At 46.2% G+C, this 17,790-nt stretch carries 18 protein-coding genes; 12 read left to right on the forward strand and 6 right to left on the reverse strand.

All coding sequences use genetic code 11. The features are described from left to right. Positions 1 to 332: 332 nt before the first annotated feature. On the reverse strand, positions 333 to 1,073 hold the full coding sequence (locus NIES208_RS14760) for a phycocyanobilin:ferredoxin oxidoreductase (RefSeq protein ID WP_075893747.1): 741 nt from the start codon (positions 1,071 to 1,073) through the stop codon (positions 333 to 335). Between the two features lie 161 nt (positions 1,074 to 1,234). On the opposite strand from NIES208_RS14760, the gene tatA reads away from it, so the two are divergent. From tatA to NIES208_RS14800, 8 genes are all read left to right on the forward strand, one after another. Beyond that, a complete protein-coding gene (gene tatA, locus NIES208_RS14765; RefSeq protein ID WP_075893748.1) occupies positions 1,235 to 1,408 on the forward strand; it encodes a twin-arginine translocase TatA/TatE family subunit in 174 nt (57 codons plus the stop codon). A 169-nt stretch (positions 1,409 to 1,577) separates the two neighbouring features. Beyond that, positions 1,578 to 2,558: an ABC transporter ATP-binding protein gene (locus NIES208_RS14770; protein WP_075893749.1), complete on the forward strand. Its 981-nt coding sequence runs from the start codon at positions 1,578 to 1,580 to the stop codon at positions 2,556 to 2,558. Further along, entirely contained in the window at positions 2,555 to 3,349 is a 795-nt protein-coding gene (locus tag NIES208_RS14775) for an ABC transporter permease (protein ID WP_075893750.1), read from the forward strand. Before NIES208_RS14770 ends, NIES208_RS14775 begins: the two co-directional genes overlap by 4 nt. Before the next feature lie 141 nt (positions 3,350 to 3,490). Further along, complete coding sequence (locus NIES208_RS14780; protein ID WP_075893751.1) at positions 3,491 to 5,029, forward strand: GldG family protein; 1,539 nt, start codon at positions 3,491 to 3,493, stop codon at positions 5,027 to 5,029. 129 nt (positions 5,030 to 5,158) lie between these two features. Further along, the gene (gene gpmI / locus NIES208_RS14785) at positions 5,159 to 6,736 is read left to right on the forward strand and encodes a 2,3-bisphosphoglycerate-independent phosphoglycerate mutase (protein WP_075893752.1); all 1,578 of its coding nucleotides are present in this window, start codon (positions 5,159 to 5,161) and stop codon (positions 6,734 to 6,736) included. Between the two features lie 56 nt (positions 6,737 to 6,792). Next, complete coding sequence (gene secG / locus NIES208_RS14790; RefSeq protein ID WP_075893753.1) at positions 6,793 to 7,053, forward strand: preprotein translocase subunit SecG; 261 nt, start codon at positions 6,793 to 6,795, stop codon at positions 7,051 to 7,053. A 26-nt stretch (positions 7,054 to 7,079) separates the two neighbouring features. Further along, on the forward strand, positions 7,080 to 7,859 hold the full coding sequence (locus NIES208_RS14795; RefSeq protein ID WP_075893754.1) for a matrixin family metalloprotease: 780 nt from the start codon (positions 7,080 to 7,082) through the stop codon (positions 7,857 to 7,859). A gap of 155 nt (positions 7,860 to 8,014) precedes the next feature. After that, on the forward strand, positions 8,015 to 9,385 hold the full coding sequence (locus NIES208_RS14800; RefSeq protein WP_075893755.1) for a coiled-coil domain-containing protein: 1,371 nt from the start codon (positions 8,015 to 8,017) through the stop codon (positions 9,383 to 9,385). A 29-nt stretch (positions 9,386 to 9,414) separates the two neighbouring features. Here NIES208_RS14800 and NIES208_RS14805 read toward each other — a convergent pair whose 3' ends face one another. The 5 genes from NIES208_RS14805 to NIES208_RS19085 all read right to left on the reverse strand — a co-directional run bounded on the left by NIES208_RS14805 (position 9,415) and on the right by NIES208_RS19085 (position 11,974). Then, on the reverse strand, positions 9,415 to 10,092 hold the full coding sequence (locus tag NIES208_RS14805) for an N-acetylmannosamine-6-phosphate 2-epimerase (protein ID WP_075893756.1): 678 nt from the start codon (positions 10,090 to 10,092) through the stop codon (positions 9,415 to 9,417). Positions 10,093 to 10,194: 102 nt separating this feature from the next. After that, on the reverse strand, positions 10,195 to 10,857 hold the full coding sequence (purN, locus tag NIES208_RS14810) for a phosphoribosylglycinamide formyltransferase (RefSeq protein ID WP_075893757.1): 663 nt from the start codon (positions 10,855 to 10,857) through the stop codon (positions 10,195 to 10,197). Between the two features lie 185 nt (positions 10,858 to 11,042). Then, positions 11,043 to 11,426, reverse strand: coding sequence for a phosphomannose isomerase type II C-terminal cupin domain (locus tag NIES208_RS14815; protein ID WP_075893758.1), 384 nt, complete (start codon positions 11,424 to 11,426; stop codon positions 11,043 to 11,045). A gap of 46 nt (positions 11,427 to 11,472) precedes the next feature. Continuing rightward, the gene (locus tag NIES208_RS14820; RefSeq protein WP_075893759.1) at positions 11,473 to 11,826 is read right to left on the reverse strand and encodes a Spx/MgsR family RNA polymerase-binding regulatory protein; all 354 of its coding nucleotides are present in this window, start codon (positions 11,824 to 11,826) and stop codon (positions 11,473 to 11,475) included. A 7-nt stretch (positions 11,827 to 11,833) separates the two neighbouring features. Next, the gene (locus NIES208_RS19085; protein WP_171971783.1) at positions 11,834 to 11,974 is read right to left on the reverse strand and encodes a hypothetical protein; all 141 of its coding nucleotides are present in this window, start codon (positions 11,972 to 11,974) and stop codon (positions 11,834 to 11,836) included. A 235-nt stretch (positions 11,975 to 12,209) separates the two neighbouring features. Here NIES208_RS19085 and NIES208_RS14825 point away from each other — a divergent pair, with 235 nt between their 5' ends. The 4 genes from NIES208_RS14825 to dnaK all read left to right on the forward strand — a co-directional run bounded on the left by NIES208_RS14825 (position 12,210) and on the right by dnaK (position 17,725). Next, positions 12,210 to 13,292: a class I fructose-bisphosphate aldolase gene (locus NIES208_RS14825; protein ID WP_075893760.1), complete on the forward strand. Its 1,083-nt coding sequence runs from the start codon at positions 12,210 to 12,212 to the stop codon at positions 13,290 to 13,292. 53 nt (positions 13,293 to 13,345) lie between these two features. Beyond that, the gene (locus NIES208_RS14830; RefSeq protein WP_216349418.1) at positions 13,346 to 13,855 is read left to right on the forward strand and encodes a nucleoside deaminase; all 510 of its coding nucleotides are present in this window, start codon (positions 13,346 to 13,348) and stop codon (positions 13,853 to 13,855) included. Between the two features lie 378 nt (positions 13,856 to 14,233). Continuing rightward, the gene (locus NIES208_RS14835) at positions 14,234 to 15,130 is read left to right on the forward strand and encodes a PTPA-CTERM sorting domain-containing protein (RefSeq protein WP_075893762.1); all 897 of its coding nucleotides are present in this window, start codon (positions 14,234 to 14,236) and stop codon (positions 15,128 to 15,130) included. A gap of 654 nt (positions 15,131 to 15,784) precedes the next feature. Further along, positions 15,785 to 17,725 (forward strand): molecular chaperone DnaK, encoded by a 1,941-nt coding sequence (gene dnaK, locus NIES208_RS14840; RefSeq protein ID WP_075893763.1) that lies wholly within the window; start codon positions 15,785 to 15,787, stop codon positions 17,723 to 17,725. The last annotated feature ends 65 nt before the right edge of the window (positions 17,726 to 17,790 follow it).

Raw genomic sequence — 17,790 nt, forward strand, 5'->3', positions numbered from 1 at the left:
TGTCTCCTTTTCTCTAAAGAATTTTGGCTACATTCTTATCCATAACTGACGTTAGCTATGTCCTGGGCGATGGTGGGTTGCTCGAAAGTTTATGGCCCTTCTAGGCGATCGGCGATCGCTGTTTGAAGTCGTAGGATTAAAAAAAGTACCTTTGTAATATCCAGATTAAATTAAGGATTGCATCTAAAAACCTTAGGAAAAGGAAGACGGAGACCCAGCAGTTCGTACTATTCTCACCAAAATTTGTGGGCTGAAGCGATCTCCCCATCTCCCTCTCTCCTCTTCACCATGTCATGATGGCAAGGTTTTACCTAACCCAAACCTAGATTTTTTTAAGAAGGGACATCAAATAAAACTTGGCTGATATAGCGATCTGCCCACTGCTTATCAAAGGCTTTTTCGAGTACACGGCGGGTCTTATCATTTTGCTGCTGCTCTGAGCAGTAATTTTTTTGCCCTTCTAGATGAATCTGCTGTTTTTCTGCGGAAAGGGGAGCTAATTGCAGGGCTTGTTGGCAATTGATTTCAAGAAATTCCCGTACGCGTTCGAGAAATAATGCTTCTTCTTGGGCAGTGGTGGGACGTACAAAGAGGCAATACTCCGAGAAAATATAGCCCCATTCTGGTAAAACACGGGGTTCTGAAAAGATAAAGTTGTCTTTGTTTTGTTCTAATAATGCTTTGTACTGGGGTGATAATGTTCTGTCGGCAGTGGTCGGAGATAAGTCAACGATCGCCGCACTGATCCCCCGTGGCCCAGCTACAATATCACAGCCAAACATCGGCAGCGCATACTTAGAGCGCGGAAACATCACACAGTGGAGAATGTCGAGATTTTTACCAACTTTGGCCATTTCTAGGTGCATTTTGCGGAAATGTTGGCTTTGGTAACAGGTATTTTCAATGACGAGGCGTTCTCCCTCTAGTTTGCCTTCGATGTAGCCGAGACCCTCTGGTAACACAAAGGGCTCTAAATCTAGATAACGATGCCATGATGTTGTGATCACATCTGCCAACTGCTGTATGAGGGGATAAAACACTGACTTTACAGGCGAAGGGTGGCTAGAGATCATACTAAAGTGTTGGCTAAGGAAAGTGGCAAACTACCGCTACTGGAGCATCTCACAGGGGTGAGTCGTGCCAAACGGGGTAAAGATAGCTTTAAAGATATACTGAGACAGGATCAAATACTTATATATTGTTCCATAAATTAACTTTATTGTGAGAGTGCAATATGTTTGGTTTGGGTTGGCCAGAGGTCTTGGTGATTCTTGGTGTTGTTGTTCTCATCTTTGGGTCGAAGCGAATTCCTGAAGTGGGTAGTGCTCTCGGTAAAACTTTACGCGGCTTTAAGGAAGAAATTGAATCGCCTGAGGAAACAGAGGATTTTGTTGACCGTGATGCTTGATGTTTTGTGTGGGTTTTTTTGTGACACGGTATTTGGTGTGCAGCAAGGGTTATTAAATTAAGGCGATCGCCTAATCTACTGATTTTATAGACACGAATTGCATCGGTTGCTAGGGTTGTGCCATGGAGCTGTTGGGTGTGATCTCGGTTAACCATTGTTAGGAATGTCTATGATTGAAGTCGAGCAACTGAGCAAAATGTATGGCTCTACGCCGGCGATCGCCGATTTGAGTTTTAAGGTTGACGCGGGGGAAATTGTTGGTTTTTTGGGGCCTAATGGTGCCGGAAAAACCACGACAATGCGGATTTTGTCGGCCTATCTGCCCGCGACCTCTGGTACGGCAAAAATTGCCGGTCATGATGTTCATGATGAATCTTTAGCCGTACGACAAAATATTGGTTATTTACCGGAAAAATTACCTTTGTATCCGGAAATGACGGTAGAAGGGTTTCTAGATTTTGTTGCGCAAATTAAAGGGGTTAGTGCTGGCGATCGCCCCGAAAAGGTTGATATTGCCATAGACATCTGTCAACTGGAAGCACAGCGCTCTATGGTAATTCGTAAGTTGTCGCGGGGCTTTCGGCAGCGGGTGGGCATTGCCCAAGCCATTGTCCACGAACCTCCGGTCATTATTCTCGATGAGCCGACCATTGGTTTAGATCCCGCCCAGCTCATTGAGATGCGAAACCTCATTAAATCGTTGGCTGGCGATCGCACGGTATTACTATCGACTCACCTATTGTCGGAAGTGAGTATGACCTGTTCACGGGTGGTGATGATTAACCAAGGTCATTTGGTGGCGACAGATACACCGGACAATTTACGGGCAATGGTCAGTGGCGATGGTGGCTACTATCTAGAGATTGATGGTAATCCAGAACAGCTCAGACCTTTGTTGGCGGTTGTGCCGGGGGTAATGGCCATTAAAACAGCAATATTAGGCGATCGCCGCGCCAGTTTAGACATTAGTATTGCGGCGAACTATGAACCGGGGCGGGATTTAGCATCGATCGTGGTTAGTGCTGGCATGGGACTGTACGAAATGCGGCGGACTCGTTCTTCCCTAGAGGATGTTTTCCTTGCCCTTACCCGTGAAGATCCGACCTTCTCTGAACCTGAACAGTGGGGCGATCGCCCTGAGCGAACATGATTTTAAATAATATTTTGGCAATATTGCGACGGGAACTACAACAATATTTTTTTTCCCCTGTTTCTTATATTTTCGCCACCTTATTTTGGTTTCTGGCGGGTATTTTCTTTTTAAATTTTCTCATTGGCCCACAAAGTATTGTGATGGATGTGGCAATGCGAGAACAGCAGGGTTTGCCCTTGCCTCCCATTGATGTGGCGGCGGAATTTTTGCAACTGTTTTGGAGCGTTATTGGCGCATTAAGTTCATTTCTCTTGCCCTTACTTTCCATGGGTTTATATGCCGAAGAACGCAAACAGGGGACGTTAGAGTTGTTGGCGACTTCGCCCCTGACCAACTGGTCTGTCGCTGTGGGTAAACTATTGGGGGTTGTCTCCTTTTTCTCCGTGTTGCTTGTCCCCATTGTGCTGTGGGAGATCATTGTGATTGGGGCAGCTGAACCGGCTGTTCCTTTACTGACCTTTCTCTGGATGCATGTTGGGGTTTTACTGTTGGCGGCGGCGGTTTTATCGCTGGGGATGTTTATTTCGTCCTTGACGGAAAGTGCTTTAATTGCGGCAATTATGACCTTTTCCCTTGTTCTTGTCCTGTGGTTTTTAGAATTATTGGGCGATCGCCTGACTGGTTATTGGGGGGGGGTCATTCGGCATCTTTCGTTGTTGCGCCATTACAACAATTTTTTGGTGGGCATTGTCGATAGTAGCAGTCTCGTTTTATTTGTGAGCTATATCGTTTTGGGGGTCGTTTTAACTGCCCAATCCATCGAATACCTGCGGTTTGCACGGCGATAAGCTGCTATGGTTTCCTTGGTTGAAGGTGTATTTTTAGCATTTTTTTGGAAATCTTTCGGTGTGATGTGCTGGAGTCGTTAGGGTGTAGCTACAGCTTTGATATCACTATGTTGTAAGGGTTTTTAAACTCAGCTCAGATTTATGGGGAATTGGTCTCGTTATCTAATTTGGTGTGGAGCGGCGATCGCCATTGCGAGTTTGGTGATGCTGACGGCGGTGCAAAGTAATATTTTGCTGGCCTACGGCGTGATGACGGTCGGCTTAACCCTGCTCATTTGCGGCATTGCCCTACAAGATCAAACCCAAGCTCGACTAACGGCTTTTTGGGCACGGCGTTCGACTCAGTTGGGGGCCAATGGTTTTTTGTCGGCGATCGCCGTGTTATTTATTTGGCTATCGCTCAATGGCATTGCCGCTCAATTTGCCGTACGCCTTGATCTCACGGAAACCCAAGTCAATTCCCTCTCCTCCCAAACCAGAGAAACCCTGCAAAAACTAGACGAACCACTAAAAATTTGGCTATTTCAAGAAATCGACGATGCCGATATTACCCCTTTTCTCGAAAATTACCGCCGCATCAACCCCCGCGTTCAGTATCAATTTGTCGATCCCGACATTGATGTGCGGCTCATTCGTCGTTTTAATGTGCAAAATCGCGGTGAAGTCCATCTTGAATACGGCGATCGCACCCAGTTTGTGCAGACTTTAGCTATTGAAGAATCCCTGACCGAAGCCAAATTAACAAACAGCATTTTAAGAATTACCAGCGATCGCCAACCGCACCTCTATTTACTCCAAGGCCATGGCGAACCCCCCATTGACGACTCTCCCAAGGGGTTAGTACAGATGGTCAAAGCCCTCGAAACCCAAGGTTATCGCGTCAGTCCACTAAATCTTATTCAAACGCCCACCCTGCCCACCGATGGCGACATCATTGCCGTCATTGCGCCCCAAGCCGCTTTACTCCCCGGCGAAGTCGAATTGCTCCAAGAATTTCTTGAACAACAAAAAAGTTTACTCATTCTGTTAGACCCCAACACCGATCCGAAACTGACACAACTGTGGGAAGAATGGGGCATTACCCTAGACCAACGGATTTTAATTGATGGCGATCGCCGCTCAGAACAGCTAGGCTACGGCAATACCACTGTGCTCGTCACGAACTATGGCAACCATCCCATCACCAGAGATCTAGAAGACAATATTTCTCTCTATCAATTTGTGCGTCCCGTAAGCATCAAAACTGTAGAAGGGATTGATGCCAATAGTTTTCTATTCAGTGATGAGCGGACTTGGGCGGAGAGTAATTTACCCAGCCCCGATGCCACCTTTGACCCCGCCACCGATTTGCGGGGGCCTGTGGACTTTGGCATTGCCCTCGAATCCCAAGTACAACCAGACCCCGAACTCCCAAAAACCCGTTTAGTCGTGATTGGGAATACAACCCTCGCCGCGAATAATGGCTTTATTCAATATGCTAACGGCGATATCTTGCTCAATACCATGAATTGGCTTGATCAAAATCGTGATGTTTCCTTAGCAATTCGGCCGCGATCGCCCCAAAATCGTCGCCTACAATTAACGACATTTCAAGTCGATTTAGTATCATGGCTCGCCCCAGTGATTTTCCCCCTCGGTGGACTCATGACCTGCCTCGTTCTTTTCAAAAAAAGACGATAGTTTCATAGAACACTGACAAAATCATCATTAAAACATCATTAATTTTGCCGAAATATAGCGTAAATTACAGAAAATGCTATTATCGACTTGCATTCTCCCGTACCCACCCAAAAAAGGAAAGATTTCATCATGGCGCATGCACCTATATCCCCAGTGGTGCTCGTAATATTAGACGGCTGGGGCTATCGCGAAGAAACCCAAGCGAATGCTATTGCAGCAGCCAAAACTCCGAATGTAAACGCTTTTTTTCAAACATACCCTGCCACGCTGATCCATACCTCAGGTAAGCGAGTGGGTTTGCCAGATGGGCAAATGGGTAATTCTGAGGTTGGCCATTTAAACCTAGGGGCTGGTAGGGTTGTCCCCCAAGAATTAGTCCGAATTTCCGATGCCATTGAAGATGGGTCTTTTCTCCACAACGAAACCCTCGTCAATGTTTGTCAGTCCGTTCGTGATCAAGGGAAAAAGCTTCATCTGATTGGTTTGTGTTCCGATGGCGGTGTCCACTCCCACCTGAATCATCTCCTCGGTCTTCTTGATTTGGCAAAGGTTAACGGTATTAGCGATGTCTGCATCCATGCAGTGACCGATGGGCGTGATACGAATACGACAGAAGGCATTAATTATTTAACGAAAATCCAAGAACATATTGACAAGTTTGGTGTGGGCGAAATTTCTACCCTCAGTGGTCGTTATTTTGCGATGGATCGCGATCGCCGCTGGGATCGTGTTAAGCAAGCCTATGATGTGATGACCGGTGTCGGCGCAGTGGATCAACGTCCCTTTGCAGAAATCTTGCAGGCGCACTATGACGAAAACGTCACCGATGAATTTATTCCTCCTGTACGTCTAACGGAAAGCGCCATTGAAGCTGGCGATGGCGTGATTTTCTATAATTTCCGTCCTGATCGTGCCCGCCAGTTGTCCTATGCCTTTGTCCAAGATAGTTTTGATGGGTTTGAGCGGGAGCAAATTCCGGATTTAAACTTCCTCACGTTCACGCAATATGATGCCAACCTCGATGTGAAGGTTGCTTTTCCTCCTCAAAACTTGACGAAGATTTTGGGTGAAGTGATTGCAGACAATGGTCTGAAGCAGTTCCGCACCGCTGAAACGGAAAAGTATCCCCATGTGACCTATTTCTTTAATGGTGGCTTAGAGGTTGCTTTTGAAGGGGAGGATCGTGAGCTGATTTCTAGTCCCCAGGTAGCAACTTACGATCAAAAACCTGAAATGTCTGCCCAGGCGGTTACTGATGCGGCCTGTGCGGCGATCGCCAAGGGCATTTACAGCATGATCGTCATTAACTATGCGAACCCTGATATGGTTGGCCATACCGGAAAATTAGAGGCTGCTGCCCAAGCAGTTGAGGTTGTCGATGATTGTCTGGGGCGTCTCGTGGAAGCGATCAACAAAGCTGGTGGGACTGCACTCATTACGGCGGATCATGGGAATGCCGAGTACATGGCTGATGAGAATGGAAAATCTTGGACAGCCCACACGACAAATCCTGTCCCTTTCATGCTCATTGAAGGCGAACAGCGTAAAATTGCCGGCCATGGTGGGGATGTACAGTTACGTCCTGACGGTTGTCTTGCTGATGTCGCGCCAACTATCCTCGAAATTCTTGGCATTGATAAGCCGGAAGAAATGACAGGGGAATCTTTGATTGTTACAGCGCCCTATGCGGTTTCAAGCCGTAGCTAGATCGGTTATCCTAAGGATCTATTTGAGATTTCTATTATTTTTTTAACGTAATTTTTATGCTTGAAACTGTTTTACAAGTTATTTGGACGGCGTCGGCGATCGGCCTCATTTTATTGGTGCTTCTCCATAGTCCCAAGGGCGATGGTCTTGGTGGTATCGGTGGTCAAGCCCAAATGTTTACCAGTACAAAAAGTGCAGAGACGGCACTAAATCGCGCCACTTGGGTCTTATTTATTACGTTCATTAGCCTCACGGTTGTTTTTAGTGCGGGCTGGTTAACGCCTGTTGTCACAGCACCACCCATTACGGGTCAGTAATTTGCTCACTGTCCGTAAATAAGAATATGCAACTTTTTTGTTATGCTTGGCGACGCTACCGAATTTGGTGGCGTTTTTGTTTGGGATTATTATGGGGCGGGGCGATCGCCTTATGTCTCAATATTATTCCTGTGGGTCAAGTACCCTTATCTTTAGCCGATGGCTTACCTGCATTAGCCACCCATCCATTGCCGGGAACTTTAGAGCAATGGCAGCCAGCGTCAAAGGACACGCGCGATTATTTTACAGAAATCAAAGCTTCTCCCCTTGGTTATCTCATTTGGTCTGAGTTTCCGGTGACGGTGTTTTACCCAGAGCTTGAACCTTATCTTTCTCCCAACCAAGTACAGCAGCAAACGAAATGGCAAAATGCCGTACAACAGGCGATCGCCGCATGGTCAGTTTATCTACCTATCCAAAAAACTAGTGATCAAGAAAATGCTGATATTGTCATCCTTCGGGAGTCGCCGCCACTCCAAATAACCGTTAATGCTGAAACCGGTGAGCGAGACTATTCCTTTGGCCGTAATGCAGAAACCCGTTACCGATTTTATCTCGACGAACAACAGCATGTGCGCCATCGAATGACAATTTATCTTAGTCCCCATCAGCGGGCGATCGCCACCCTAAATACAGCCCGCCATGAGTTTGGCCATGCCCTAGGAATTTGGGGACACAGTAATAATTCAAAAGATGCTTTATTCGTACACCAAACAGCAGAAAATTATGGCATTAGCGAAGCCGATATTAATACATTAAAGAAAATTTATCAGCAGTCCACAAAACTTGGCTGGCCATTACCTTAATCGATAAAAATATTATAAATAATATTATTTCCAAGATATTTATATTGTGCAGTTAGCGCGGCCTTTCGTGAAGTATTGTGAATGCCTTAATGACTTTACATGCCTTTGATTCGTATTTTATAGTTAGAGATTCGAGATAATTTTGAGGCAACAACATGGCGAAGAAAAAGCGTAAGACTACAGGTAAAACTGCTTTAACTCTGTCCCTGTCGTCTCAAGCCCGTGAACGCCTTGCTGAAATGTCCCAAAAAGCAGGTTACTCGCGTTCTGCATTTGTGGAGAGTGTCATGTCTGGTAAGGTGGCGATCGCCACAGTGGAGCCAGAAAAAAGCCTTGCATTCACCATTGAAGATGAAACGGCAAACCCACAAAAAATGACCATTGCTGTCGTGGAGAATGGGGCACAAGCGATGCAAGCAGAAGCACCGAACCCAGATAATTCCCATCTCGAAGAAATTAAAAAGCTCCGGGCTAAAATTGAAGAGCAGGCGAAACAAATTGCTACTTTATCAACAGAAAAATCAAATTCTCCATCGACTCTGAAGGTAGCCCCTAGCCGTAATGAAAATGCATCTAAACCTGTGGCGAAAGAATCGTTAGAACTAGCGGCGAAAGAGAAAGAAATTGCGAATCTAAATCAACAGCTTAAAACAACCCAAGCAGAGATCCTGACACTAAAAAATGAATGGGATGAATCAAAAGACCGCTCGTCGACTAAAGCCGATATTTCGCCGGATGTCCTCAAAGAATTGCAGTCGGCAAAGTCAAATCTAGAGCGGCGGGTATTGGATCTCCAGCGTCAGATTGAGGCAAAGGATGCAGTCATTGCCGAGCTCCGAAGCACCGTTAAAGAAACGGAGACTAACGCGGTGCGCCTGAATGAGATGATTGCCGCGAAGGATAAAAATTTGGCGGCGTTAAGGCAAGAGTTTGAGCAGAAAGATACCCAAGTTCGAGCGAATCAGACGAAGAATCAAACCTTAGAAAAACAACTGGAAGAGCAGTATGCTCGTGTGTCTAGTTTGGCTAAGGAAATTGCCCAGCAGAAAAATGAAGTGCAACAATTGGAGCAAGTCAAAGCACAGTTGGCAGAAGTGAAAGCCCATGGCGATCGCCTGCAAAGACAATTACGAGAAGCCCAAGGACAACACCAACAAGCAATGGCACAATCAACAACCGTTGCCTCCCAAAAGCAGCAGTTAGAAGCGCAACTCAACAATTCAGAAAAAGCCAAAACTTTACTTACAACACAGCTGCAAAACTCTACCCAGCAGCAGGTCGCCCTTGAGCAGAAAATTGCTGAACTCACTAAAATCAATGCCCAACTCACCGTTAGTCAAGATTTAGTGCGTCAGTTGCAGACACAAATTGAGGCATTCGCGCCTTTTGAAGCCCAATGCGAAGCGCTCCAACGTCGGTATGATGCCCAAACTGCGCGTTTAAAAGAGCTGGAAGTGCAAGCTGCCCTTGATCGTTCCGTGGCTAATATTGGGGAAAAGTATCTTAATCGTTGGCAACGCCGCTAGAATTGCTGGGGGATAATGGGGGCGATCGCCTAAAGTGCTTGGATGAATTTTTGGGCGAGGAGATCAACCCCTGTAATGGCAGTCCCAACCACCACGCTGTCTGCACCAATTTCAAACGCTTTCAGCATCATTCCCGGTGAGCCAATGCCCCCTTCACAAATGATGGGTAAATCAAAATCTTGTACAAACTTTGCCAGTAAATCAAAGCCCGGTGGCGTAAGATTTCCAGTTTCGCCCGTGTAGCCATAGAGGGTCGTACCGAGAATATCAGCGCCCGCTTTTGCCGCCAACACCGCATTTTCATAGGTATCCAAATCCGCCATCACCAGCTTACCCGTTTGCTCGTGAATCCCGCGAACGATGTCCGCCAAATTTTCACCACCCTGTCGAGGACGCGCTGTCGCATCAATCGCCACAATATCAGCTCCCGCTTCAACCACAGCTAAAGCATCAGAAAACTGCGGCGTAATATAAACATCTGAGCCTTCGTACATCCGTTTCCAGAGACCAATAATCGGAATATCCGGCAGTAAATTTCGGACAGCTTCAATGTGGGCGGGACTATCAATTCTCACCGCCACAGCCCCTTGATTCACACAAGCTTGGGCGATCGCCGCGATCATTTCCGGTTGATGCAGAGGAGAATCTGCCGGAGCCTGACAAGAAATAATCAACTTGCCCTTAAACCTGTCCACTAAATTAACCATCAATATTTTCCCTCAATATCATGCCCAATCCCTACCCTACACCCGATACCTGATAACTGATACCTGTTCACTGTTCACTGTTCACTGTTCACTGTTCACTGTTCACTGTTCACTGTTCNACTGTTCACTGTTGCGAATTGCAAGGGCGATCGCCGGCGGGAAGATGCGATGTTCTTGGATTTGAATACGAGCATGGAGCGTTTCCACCGTATCATCAGGGAAAATTGGCACAACCGCCTGCATCAAAACTTTGCCGCTATCCACCTCAAGACTGGCAAAATGCACCGAACAGCCCGTCACTTTCACATTAGCAGCGAGAGCCTGCTCGATGGCCCGAATCCCCTTAAAGCTCGGCAAAATGCTCGGATGAATATTTAAAATGCGGTCTTCGTAACCCTTCAACAAAACCTCAGTGACGATGCGCATCCAACCCGCCATAATCACCCATTCCACGCCGTGCTCACGGAAACAAGCCAAAATTGCTTCGTCTAGGGCTTCGCGCGAGTCAAATTCACGGTGATTGAGGAGTTTGGTTTTAGTGCCAAATTTTGCCGCACGCTCCAGAACCTTCGCCTTGGGATTGTTGTAAACCAAAATGGGAATCTCCGCATTGAGTTCTCCAGATTGAATCGCGGCGGCGATCGCCTCATAATTACTACCACTGCCAGAGGCCAGAATACCCAACTTAGCGCGGCGAGATAAAGGCAAATCTGCCAGTGAAAGATTAGGAGAAACTAAAGCCAGTCCTTGATTAACATTACCCATGAAGCGCGGTAACCCTGTGACATACAACCACTAAGCATATCGGTTAACTTTCAGAACGCTACAATTACCTAAAAATTTGCAAAAAAAAATCCTCAGCCGAGACTATTTAGCCGAGGATATCAATCAGGGTGCATCTACCAACTATTAGTACCTAGAGCCCCCGGAGCGATCCGGAAGATCCCAACTTATTTTTTCGGGAGCATCACCCCATTATCATCAAAGCGAATAATGTCCTCGTCACCCAAAAATTCACCATTTTGAATTTCGATTATGACTAAATCAATCGTGCCGGGATTTTCGACACGGTGGCGAGTGTTCATCGGTACATAGGTTGATTGCTTAGAAGTCAGCATCGTTTCTTTGTCATTGCAAATGACGCGAGCAGTACCGGAAACCACGACCCAGTGCTCACTACGGTGGTAGTGCATTTGGGTACTAATGTGTTGACCCGGTTTTACTTCTATGCGGTTAATACGATAGCGATCGCCTTCTTCGAGGACAGTGACTTTTCCCCAAGGCGGATTGCGGGTTTCGTGGTCTGGAGTGGGAATTTCAGTCTCCGCAGTCATAGTAAATCCTCTCGATATCACATACCTCGATTGTAAAAGCAGATTCCTAGAGCAAGGTACTTTGTAACACTTCTTCCTTTGCTCGGAAGCCAACGAGAACCGCTTTGCCATCTTTCACAAACAGCGGGCGTTTGAGGAGCATCACATCATCAGCGAAAGCATCAATCCATTGTGCGTCTGTCCATGTTTTTTTCTCGTCGGCGATCGCCCGATAGGATTTCCCCGAAGTATTACGCATTGGTTTTGCCGTCAGTTCATTAACCCATGCCGTAATCATTTCTTTAGTGGGAGGCTGTTCTTTTGTATTAATGAATTCGTACTCAGCGCCATTATTGTCGAGCCAGAGTAATGCTTTTTTGCAAGTGCCACAGTTGGGAATGCCATAAATTTGTAAAGCCATAATTTTGTTACGCCAGAAAAGGTAAAACCAGAAAAATCTGTGAGCAGTTTAGCAGCGAAAAGGTAATGGGGCGATCGCCGCAATTTCCCATGAGAAAAGACACGGGGACATAGGGAAAGGGCGACACGGTGAGTAAGCTAAAGTCCACTGTTTTTTGACATCTGCGATTATTCTCAGAAAAAATCCCTCCATCACCCGCTCTCCCCTCCGCTGCGTCATCATTCCAGACCCACCTTAAACCGCACTCAGGTTAAATGATGCCCAAGCTTGATTTAGAACAGGTAATTTCAAACTATGCGCTGATCCTGAAATCCTTTGTCTGATAGACGTTTTACACGCTTCATATTGTTAAAACAAATAAGGTGATACATGTATGGGACTTTATGAGTACGACACTTTCCTCCACAAAATCAATGGCAGCGTGGCTGGGGGATGAAGCAGAATATCTTTTAGATTACAAAGCGAAAGTTAGCCAAAATTTGTTGACCCTACCCGGTGGCGATATCGTTGAACGGGTCTACAGCAAGAGCGATCGCCGCCCTCAGGTTTTACGGTCATTGCAGCAACTGTTTGGCACAGGGCGTTTAGCCAATACAGGATATCTGTCAATTTTGCCTGTTGACCAAGGTATCGAACATTCCGGCGCGGCTTCCTTTGCCCCGAACCCCATTTATTTTGACCCGGATAATATTCTTCGTTTAGCAGTAGAAGGCGGGTGTAACGGCGTGGCAACAACCCTAGGCGTTTTGGGCATGATGTCCCGTAAATATGCCCACCGTATCCCGTTTATCGTGAAGCTCAATCACAATGAACTGTTGACTTATCCCAATGGCTACGACGAAATTATGTTTGCCAGTGTGGAGCAGGCTTGGAATCTTGGTGCTGTAGCCGTCGGCGCAACGATTTATTTTGGCTCGCCGGAATCACCGCGACAAATTCAAGAAATTAGCAAAGCCTTTGCCCGCGCCCACGAACTGGGAATGGCGACAATTTTGTGGTGCTATTTGCGCAATAGCGTGTTTAAGCAGGACAAAGACTATCATTTGGCGGCAGATTTGACTGGTCAAGCGAACCACATGGGCGTTACCCTCGAAGCCGACATCATTAAACAAAAACTCCCTGAAACAAACGGTGGCTTTCCGGCGATCGCCAAAGCCACAGGCGAAAAATATGGCAAAACCAACAGTCGAGTGTACGACGAACTGAGTAGCGATCACCCCGTTGATTTGACCCGCTACCAAGTCTTAAATTGCTATGCCGGGCGGGCGGGTCTGATCAATTCTGGCGGTGCTTCTGGTGACAATGATTTTGTGCAGGCCATCCGTACCGCCGTCATCAACAAACGTGCGGGTGGTTGTGGTCTCATTTCCGGTCGCAAAACTTTCCAACGTTCTATGGCAGAAGGCATTGAACTATTTCATCTCATTCAGGATGTCTACCTATCCGATGAAGTGACTATTGCCTAATTATCACCGATTGTTTTGAGCCCATTTTCGATATTTTTTTCGATATTTAAATTATGACTTCAACTAAACCTATCGACCTCTCAAATATGGCGGCAACCGAGCCGATGGCACAGGCGATCGCCAGATCCCGCGAAAACAGCGAAAACGGTTGCGAGCCATTTGGTGCTGTTATCGTCAAAGACAGCAAAATAATTGCGACCGCTTCTAACCAAGTCACACAGAATAATGACCCCTCTGCCCACGCAGAAATAATGGCAATTCGAAAAGCCTGCCAAGTTCTAGACACCACCGACCTGAGTGGCTGTGAGCTGTATACCAGTTGTGAGCCTTGCCCGATGTGCATCGGCGCTATTTATTGGTCTAGTCTAGACCGTATTTATTATGGCTGTAGCAAAGAAGATGCTGCCGAAGTCGGCTTTAGCGACCAATTTATCTACGAAGAGCTGGCAAAAAAACGCGGCGATCGCCGCCTACCCATGCACCAAAAAATGCGTGACGAAGCCTTTAAAGTCTTGAAAAAACGGCAACAGTCTAAAACTGACAATAAAGCTAAAAACGAATGAAAGTACGAGTGCAACAGCGACCCAATATCTCCTTGTGCTATCTCATCATTGACTAATAAGCCTGTAGCCAAAGAAAAAACAAAAACACCATTTACCGACACAGCTCTCCCAAAAGTATCATTTCACCTAAGTACAAACTCTTTTTTCTGACAAAAAACAATCCCAACTACGTATTAAAACCGACGCTTTGTAAAAAGCAAACACCAGTAAGGCCATCTAAAAAAATAAAAAATAAAGCTTGTGTGAACCCCTGAAAAACTCAGTCGAATTACTGATGTAGTGCAGTTTCTAGCCAGTTATAGTCTTGTTATCTTCACGACACACATCAGGCTGTCTTACTACCAGACAACAACAATAAATTAGATGGTCAAGTAACAAATGAACACGCAAAAAATATTAGGATTTGGTTTAGTTACGGCAGGGGTTTTAGCAACAACTTTATTGGCTGATGTTAAACCAGCTGATGCTTTTGTTGTCCACAATGGCTGGAACTATTCCATTGATGCAAAAAATGACTCTACTCCTTTCAAAAATGATGGTAGTGGCCTTTTCGAGATTTATGGCTCAGCCTACAAAGTAGTAGGAGAAAAAGTCATCTTTGCTATTAATTCAAATCTTGATTTGGAAGATGGCGCTTTTTGGAATGCCGCAAGTGTCGATAAGAGAGTTGACTTTGGCGACATTTTGATTAATTTCACAGGCGAAAGTTTAGACCAAGCAAATGGTGAATTATTTGGTATTCACTTCGCAACCAACAATGACTCTGTCATTAACGGCTCAACAACTATGCAAGCGGGCGTTTACAGTAACGTGACCGCAACTTCTGTGGCTAGCTCTAATGCTGGCTGGAGTACGCTGCAGGAATATAACAACTATGTCTCTGGTAAAGGCGCTATGCCCACCATGGGGGATTTGGTTAATGATGGTTCCTATTTCGATCTAGAAACTTCGCCTGTAAACTCGATTGCATCCGGTACAAGAGTTGGTGATATTGAGTTTTTGTCTGACTTGAGTGGCCTTGGATTAGACTTTAACTTTTTTGGCAATGTTGGTTCTGAGCTAATCGCCTTCTCCTTTGATAAAGGCTTGCTCCCGGCTGGTAAAGCGCTGTATCACTTGGCGATAGAATGTAATAACGACATTGTTGGTGGTCATTATGATGCTTCTACTGGTGACACGACTGAAGTACCAACGCCAGCGGCTATTGTCCCTGCGATTTTAGGCATGTTTGGTGCTGCTGCTCGTAAAAAAAATGTCGATCTTGCTAATTCTTAAAATTCATGTTCTGCCGATAAGCGCACAACGAACAAAATGAAAAAGGCGATCGCCCTGTAGAGACTTACTACTGATGGGGCGATCGCCTTCTTAATGGGTTGGTGTTGAAACAGTGGTCAAATGTGCCTTGTAAATAAATAACTGTAATCAAAGCAAGTCAAAAACCTAGTTTTGTGATTACTGTCCACAATAGCTGGCACTATGCCGCGGATTTCCATAACGATTCCCCCCCAGGTCAGGCCGATGGTCGTGGGTTCTTGGAAGGTTTGGCGATGGAATGCTACAACGACATTATCGCGGGAATATTATTTGATATTTTTAAAGTAGCCATCGGGCACAACGGAGGCTACTACGCGTAGTATTGCCGGCAATTTTTGGATTGTTTGGCGCTGTCTCCCGTCAACAAAGTCAGAGGGCAAAAAACCTTTAAGACTTTCGCTCACCGTTAATCGTCAATGAATGGCGATCGCCCCTTTGCCCCAGAATTCACCCTAAACCGTCCCCAGAGGTTCGGGAACCTACACTACTAAAACCAGTAGGTCAAAGCGCACTATAGATGTAACTCAAAAAAACAAGTTCACTCACTGTGAATTTTGTCTTTAATTTTTCGAACATCATTTTTGTTAAATAGCTCATCTTTGGAGTCACACTGCCATGGGAAAAGTTGTCGGTATTGACCTAGGAACTACAAACTCCTGCGTTTCAGTAATGGAAGGTGGTAAGCCCACCGTTATTGCCAATGCGGAAGGCTTCAGAACTACTCCTTCTGTTGTTGCCTACGCAAAAAACGGAGACTTGCTCGTAGGGCAAATCGCTAAGCGTCAAGCCGTGATGAACCCTGGCAATACTTTCTACTCCGTAAAGCGTTTTATCGGTCGCAAACACAGTGAAGTTAGCAACGAATCCACGGAAGTTGCTTACACTGTCGAAAAAGATAGTAATGGTAACGTCAAAATTGACTGCCCCGCTAAAGATAAAAAGTTTGCGCCAGAAGAAATTGCAGCACAAGTACTCCGTAAATTAATTGACGATGCGAGTACTTACCTCGGTGAAACCGTCACCCAGGCTGTTATTACCGTACCAGCCTACTTTAATGACTCCCAACGTCAAGCAACCAAAGACGCAGGCAAAATTGCTGGTGTAGAAGTCCTTCGGATTATTAACGAACCTACAGCAGCATCCCTTGCCTACGGCCTTGATAAGAAGAGTAACGAAACGATTCTTGTCTTTGACCTTGGTGGTGGTACGTTCGACGTTTCTATCCTTGAAGTTGGTGACGGTGTATTTGAAGTGTTATCAACTTCTGGTGACACCCACCTTGGTGGTGACGACTTCGATAAGAAGATCGTGGACTTCCTCGCTGAAGGTTTCGAGAAGACTGAAGGTATTGACCTCCGTAAGGATAAGCAAGCTCTCCAGCGTTTGACTGAAGCCGCCGAAAAGGCCAAGATCGAGCTTTCCAACGTCACTCAAGCAGACATCAACCTGCCTTTCATCACTGCCACCCAAGATGGTCCTAAGCACCTCGACACTAGCTTGACTCGTGCGAAGTTTGAAGAGATTTGTTCTGATCTAATTGATCGGTGTGCCATTCCTGTCCAAAATGCGATTCGCGATGCGAAGCTCGATAAGTCTGCAATTGATGAAGTTGTACTTGTTGGTGGTTCTACTCGTATTCCTGCGGTTCAGGATGTTGTAGAACGCGTTCTCGGTAAGAAGCCGAACCAAACGGTAAACCCCGACGAAGTTGTGGCGATCGGTGCTGCAATTCAAGGTGGTGTACTGGCTGGTGAAGTTAAGGACATTCTTCTCCTCGACGTTACGCCCCTTTCCCTTGGTGTGGAAACTCTCGGTGGCGTAATGACCAAGATTATCCCTAGAAACACCACGATTCCGACGAAGAAGTCTGAGGTGTTCTCTACTGCTGTTGATGGTCAGACCAATGTAGAAATTCATGTTCTACAGGGTGAGCGTGAAATGTCCAAGGACAACAAAAGTCTTGGAACCTTCCGTCTCGACGGTATTCCCCCGGCTCCCCGTGGCGTACCCCAAATCGAAGTTACTTTCGATATCGATGCTAACGGTATCCTCAACGTAACTGCGAAGGATAAGGGCACTGGCAAAGAACAGTCCATTAGCATTACTGGGGCTTCTACTTTGCCGGATGATGAGGTAGATCGTATGGTTCAGGAAGCTGAGGCAAATGCTTCTGCTGATAAGGAACGTCGTGAAAAGATCGACCGTAAGAACCAGGCTGATTCCCTTGTGTATCAAGCTGAGAAGCAACTCGAAGAGCTTGGCGATAAGGTTCCCGCTGATGACAAGAGCAAGGCTGATGAGATGATCAAAAATCTCAAAGAGGCTGTCGCTCAGGAAGATGATGAGAAGATTTCTACAATCATGCCTGAACTCCAACAGTTGCTCTACACAATCGGTAGCAACATCTATCAAGAAGCTGGTGGCGATCCTTCTGCGGCGGGTTTTGACCCTAATGCAGCAGCTGGTGGTGCTCCCGGTGGATCGGCTCCCGGCGGTTCCAGTGATGATGACGGTGGCGATGATGTGATCGACGCGGAATTTTCTGAAACTAAGTAATCACAAAATTTACGAGAACAGTTAAATCTGTGAATGAGGGGAGGCTTCGGCCTCCTTTTTTATTG

Origin of the sequence: [Limnothrix rosea] IAM M-220 (genome assembly GCF_001904615.1) — a bacterium.
GTDB lineage: Bacteria > Cyanobacteriota > Cyanobacteriia > Cyanobacteriales > MRBY01 > MRBY01.

Excerpts from the sequence above, each read along its gene's own strand:
- NIES208_RS14760 (WP_075893747.1), bottom strand. The coding sequence starts at position 1,073 with ATGATCTCTAGCCACCCTTCGCCTGTAAAGTCAGTGTTTTATCCCCTC.
- tatA (WP_075893748.1), top strand. The coding sequence starts at position 1,235 with ATGTTTGGTTTGGGTTGGCCAGAGGTCTTGGTGATTCTTGGTGTTGTT.
- NIES208_RS14770 (WP_075893749.1), top strand. The coding sequence starts at position 1,578 with ATGATTGAAGTCGAGCAACTGAGCAAAATGTATGGCTCTACGCCGGCG.
- NIES208_RS14775 (WP_075893750.1), top strand. The coding sequence starts at position 2,555 with ATGATTTTAAATAATATTTTGGCAATATTGCGACGGGAACTACAACAA.
- NIES208_RS14780 (WP_075893751.1), top strand. The coding sequence starts at position 3,491 with ATGGGGAATTGGTCTCGTTATCTAATTTGGTGTGGAGCGGCGATCGCC.
- gpmI (WP_075893752.1), top strand. The coding sequence starts at position 5,159 with ATGGCGCATGCACCTATATCCCCAGTGGTGCTCGTAATATTAGACGGC.
- secG (WP_075893753.1), top strand. The coding sequence starts at position 6,793 with ATGCTTGAAACTGTTTTACAAGTTATTTGGACGGCGTCGGCGATCGGC.
- NIES208_RS14795 (WP_075893754.1), top strand. The coding sequence starts at position 7,080 with ATGCAACTTTTTTGTTATGCTTGGCGACGCTACCGAATTTGGTGGCGT.
- NIES208_RS14800 (WP_075893755.1), top strand. The coding sequence starts at position 8,015 with ATGGCGAAGAAAAAGCGTAAGACTACAGGTAAAACTGCTTTAACTCTG.
- NIES208_RS14805 (WP_075893756.1), bottom strand. The coding sequence starts at position 10,092 with ATGGTTAATTTAGTGGACAGGTTTAAGGGCAAGTTGATTATTTCTTGT.
- NIES208_RS14815 (WP_075893758.1), bottom strand. The coding sequence starts at position 11,426 with ATGACTGCGGAGACTGAAATTCCCACTCCAGACCACGAAACCCGCAAT.
- NIES208_RS14820 (WP_075893759.1), bottom strand. The coding sequence starts at position 11,826 with ATGGCTTTACAAATTTATGGCATTCCCAACTGTGGCACTTGCAAAAAA.
- NIES208_RS14825 (WP_075893760.1), top strand. The coding sequence starts at position 12,210 with ATGAGTACGACACTTTCCTCCACAAAATCAATGGCAGCGTGGCTGGGG.
- NIES208_RS14830 (WP_216349418.1), top strand. The coding sequence starts at position 13,346 with ATGACTTCAACTAAACCTATCGACCTCTCAAATATGGCGGCAACCGAG.
- NIES208_RS14835 (WP_075893762.1), top strand. The coding sequence starts at position 14,234 with ATGAACACGCAAAAAATATTAGGATTTGGTTTAGTTACGGCAGGGGTT.
- dnaK (WP_075893763.1), top strand. The coding sequence starts at position 15,785 with ATGGGAAAAGTTGTCGGTATTGACCTAGGAACTACAAACTCCTGCGTT.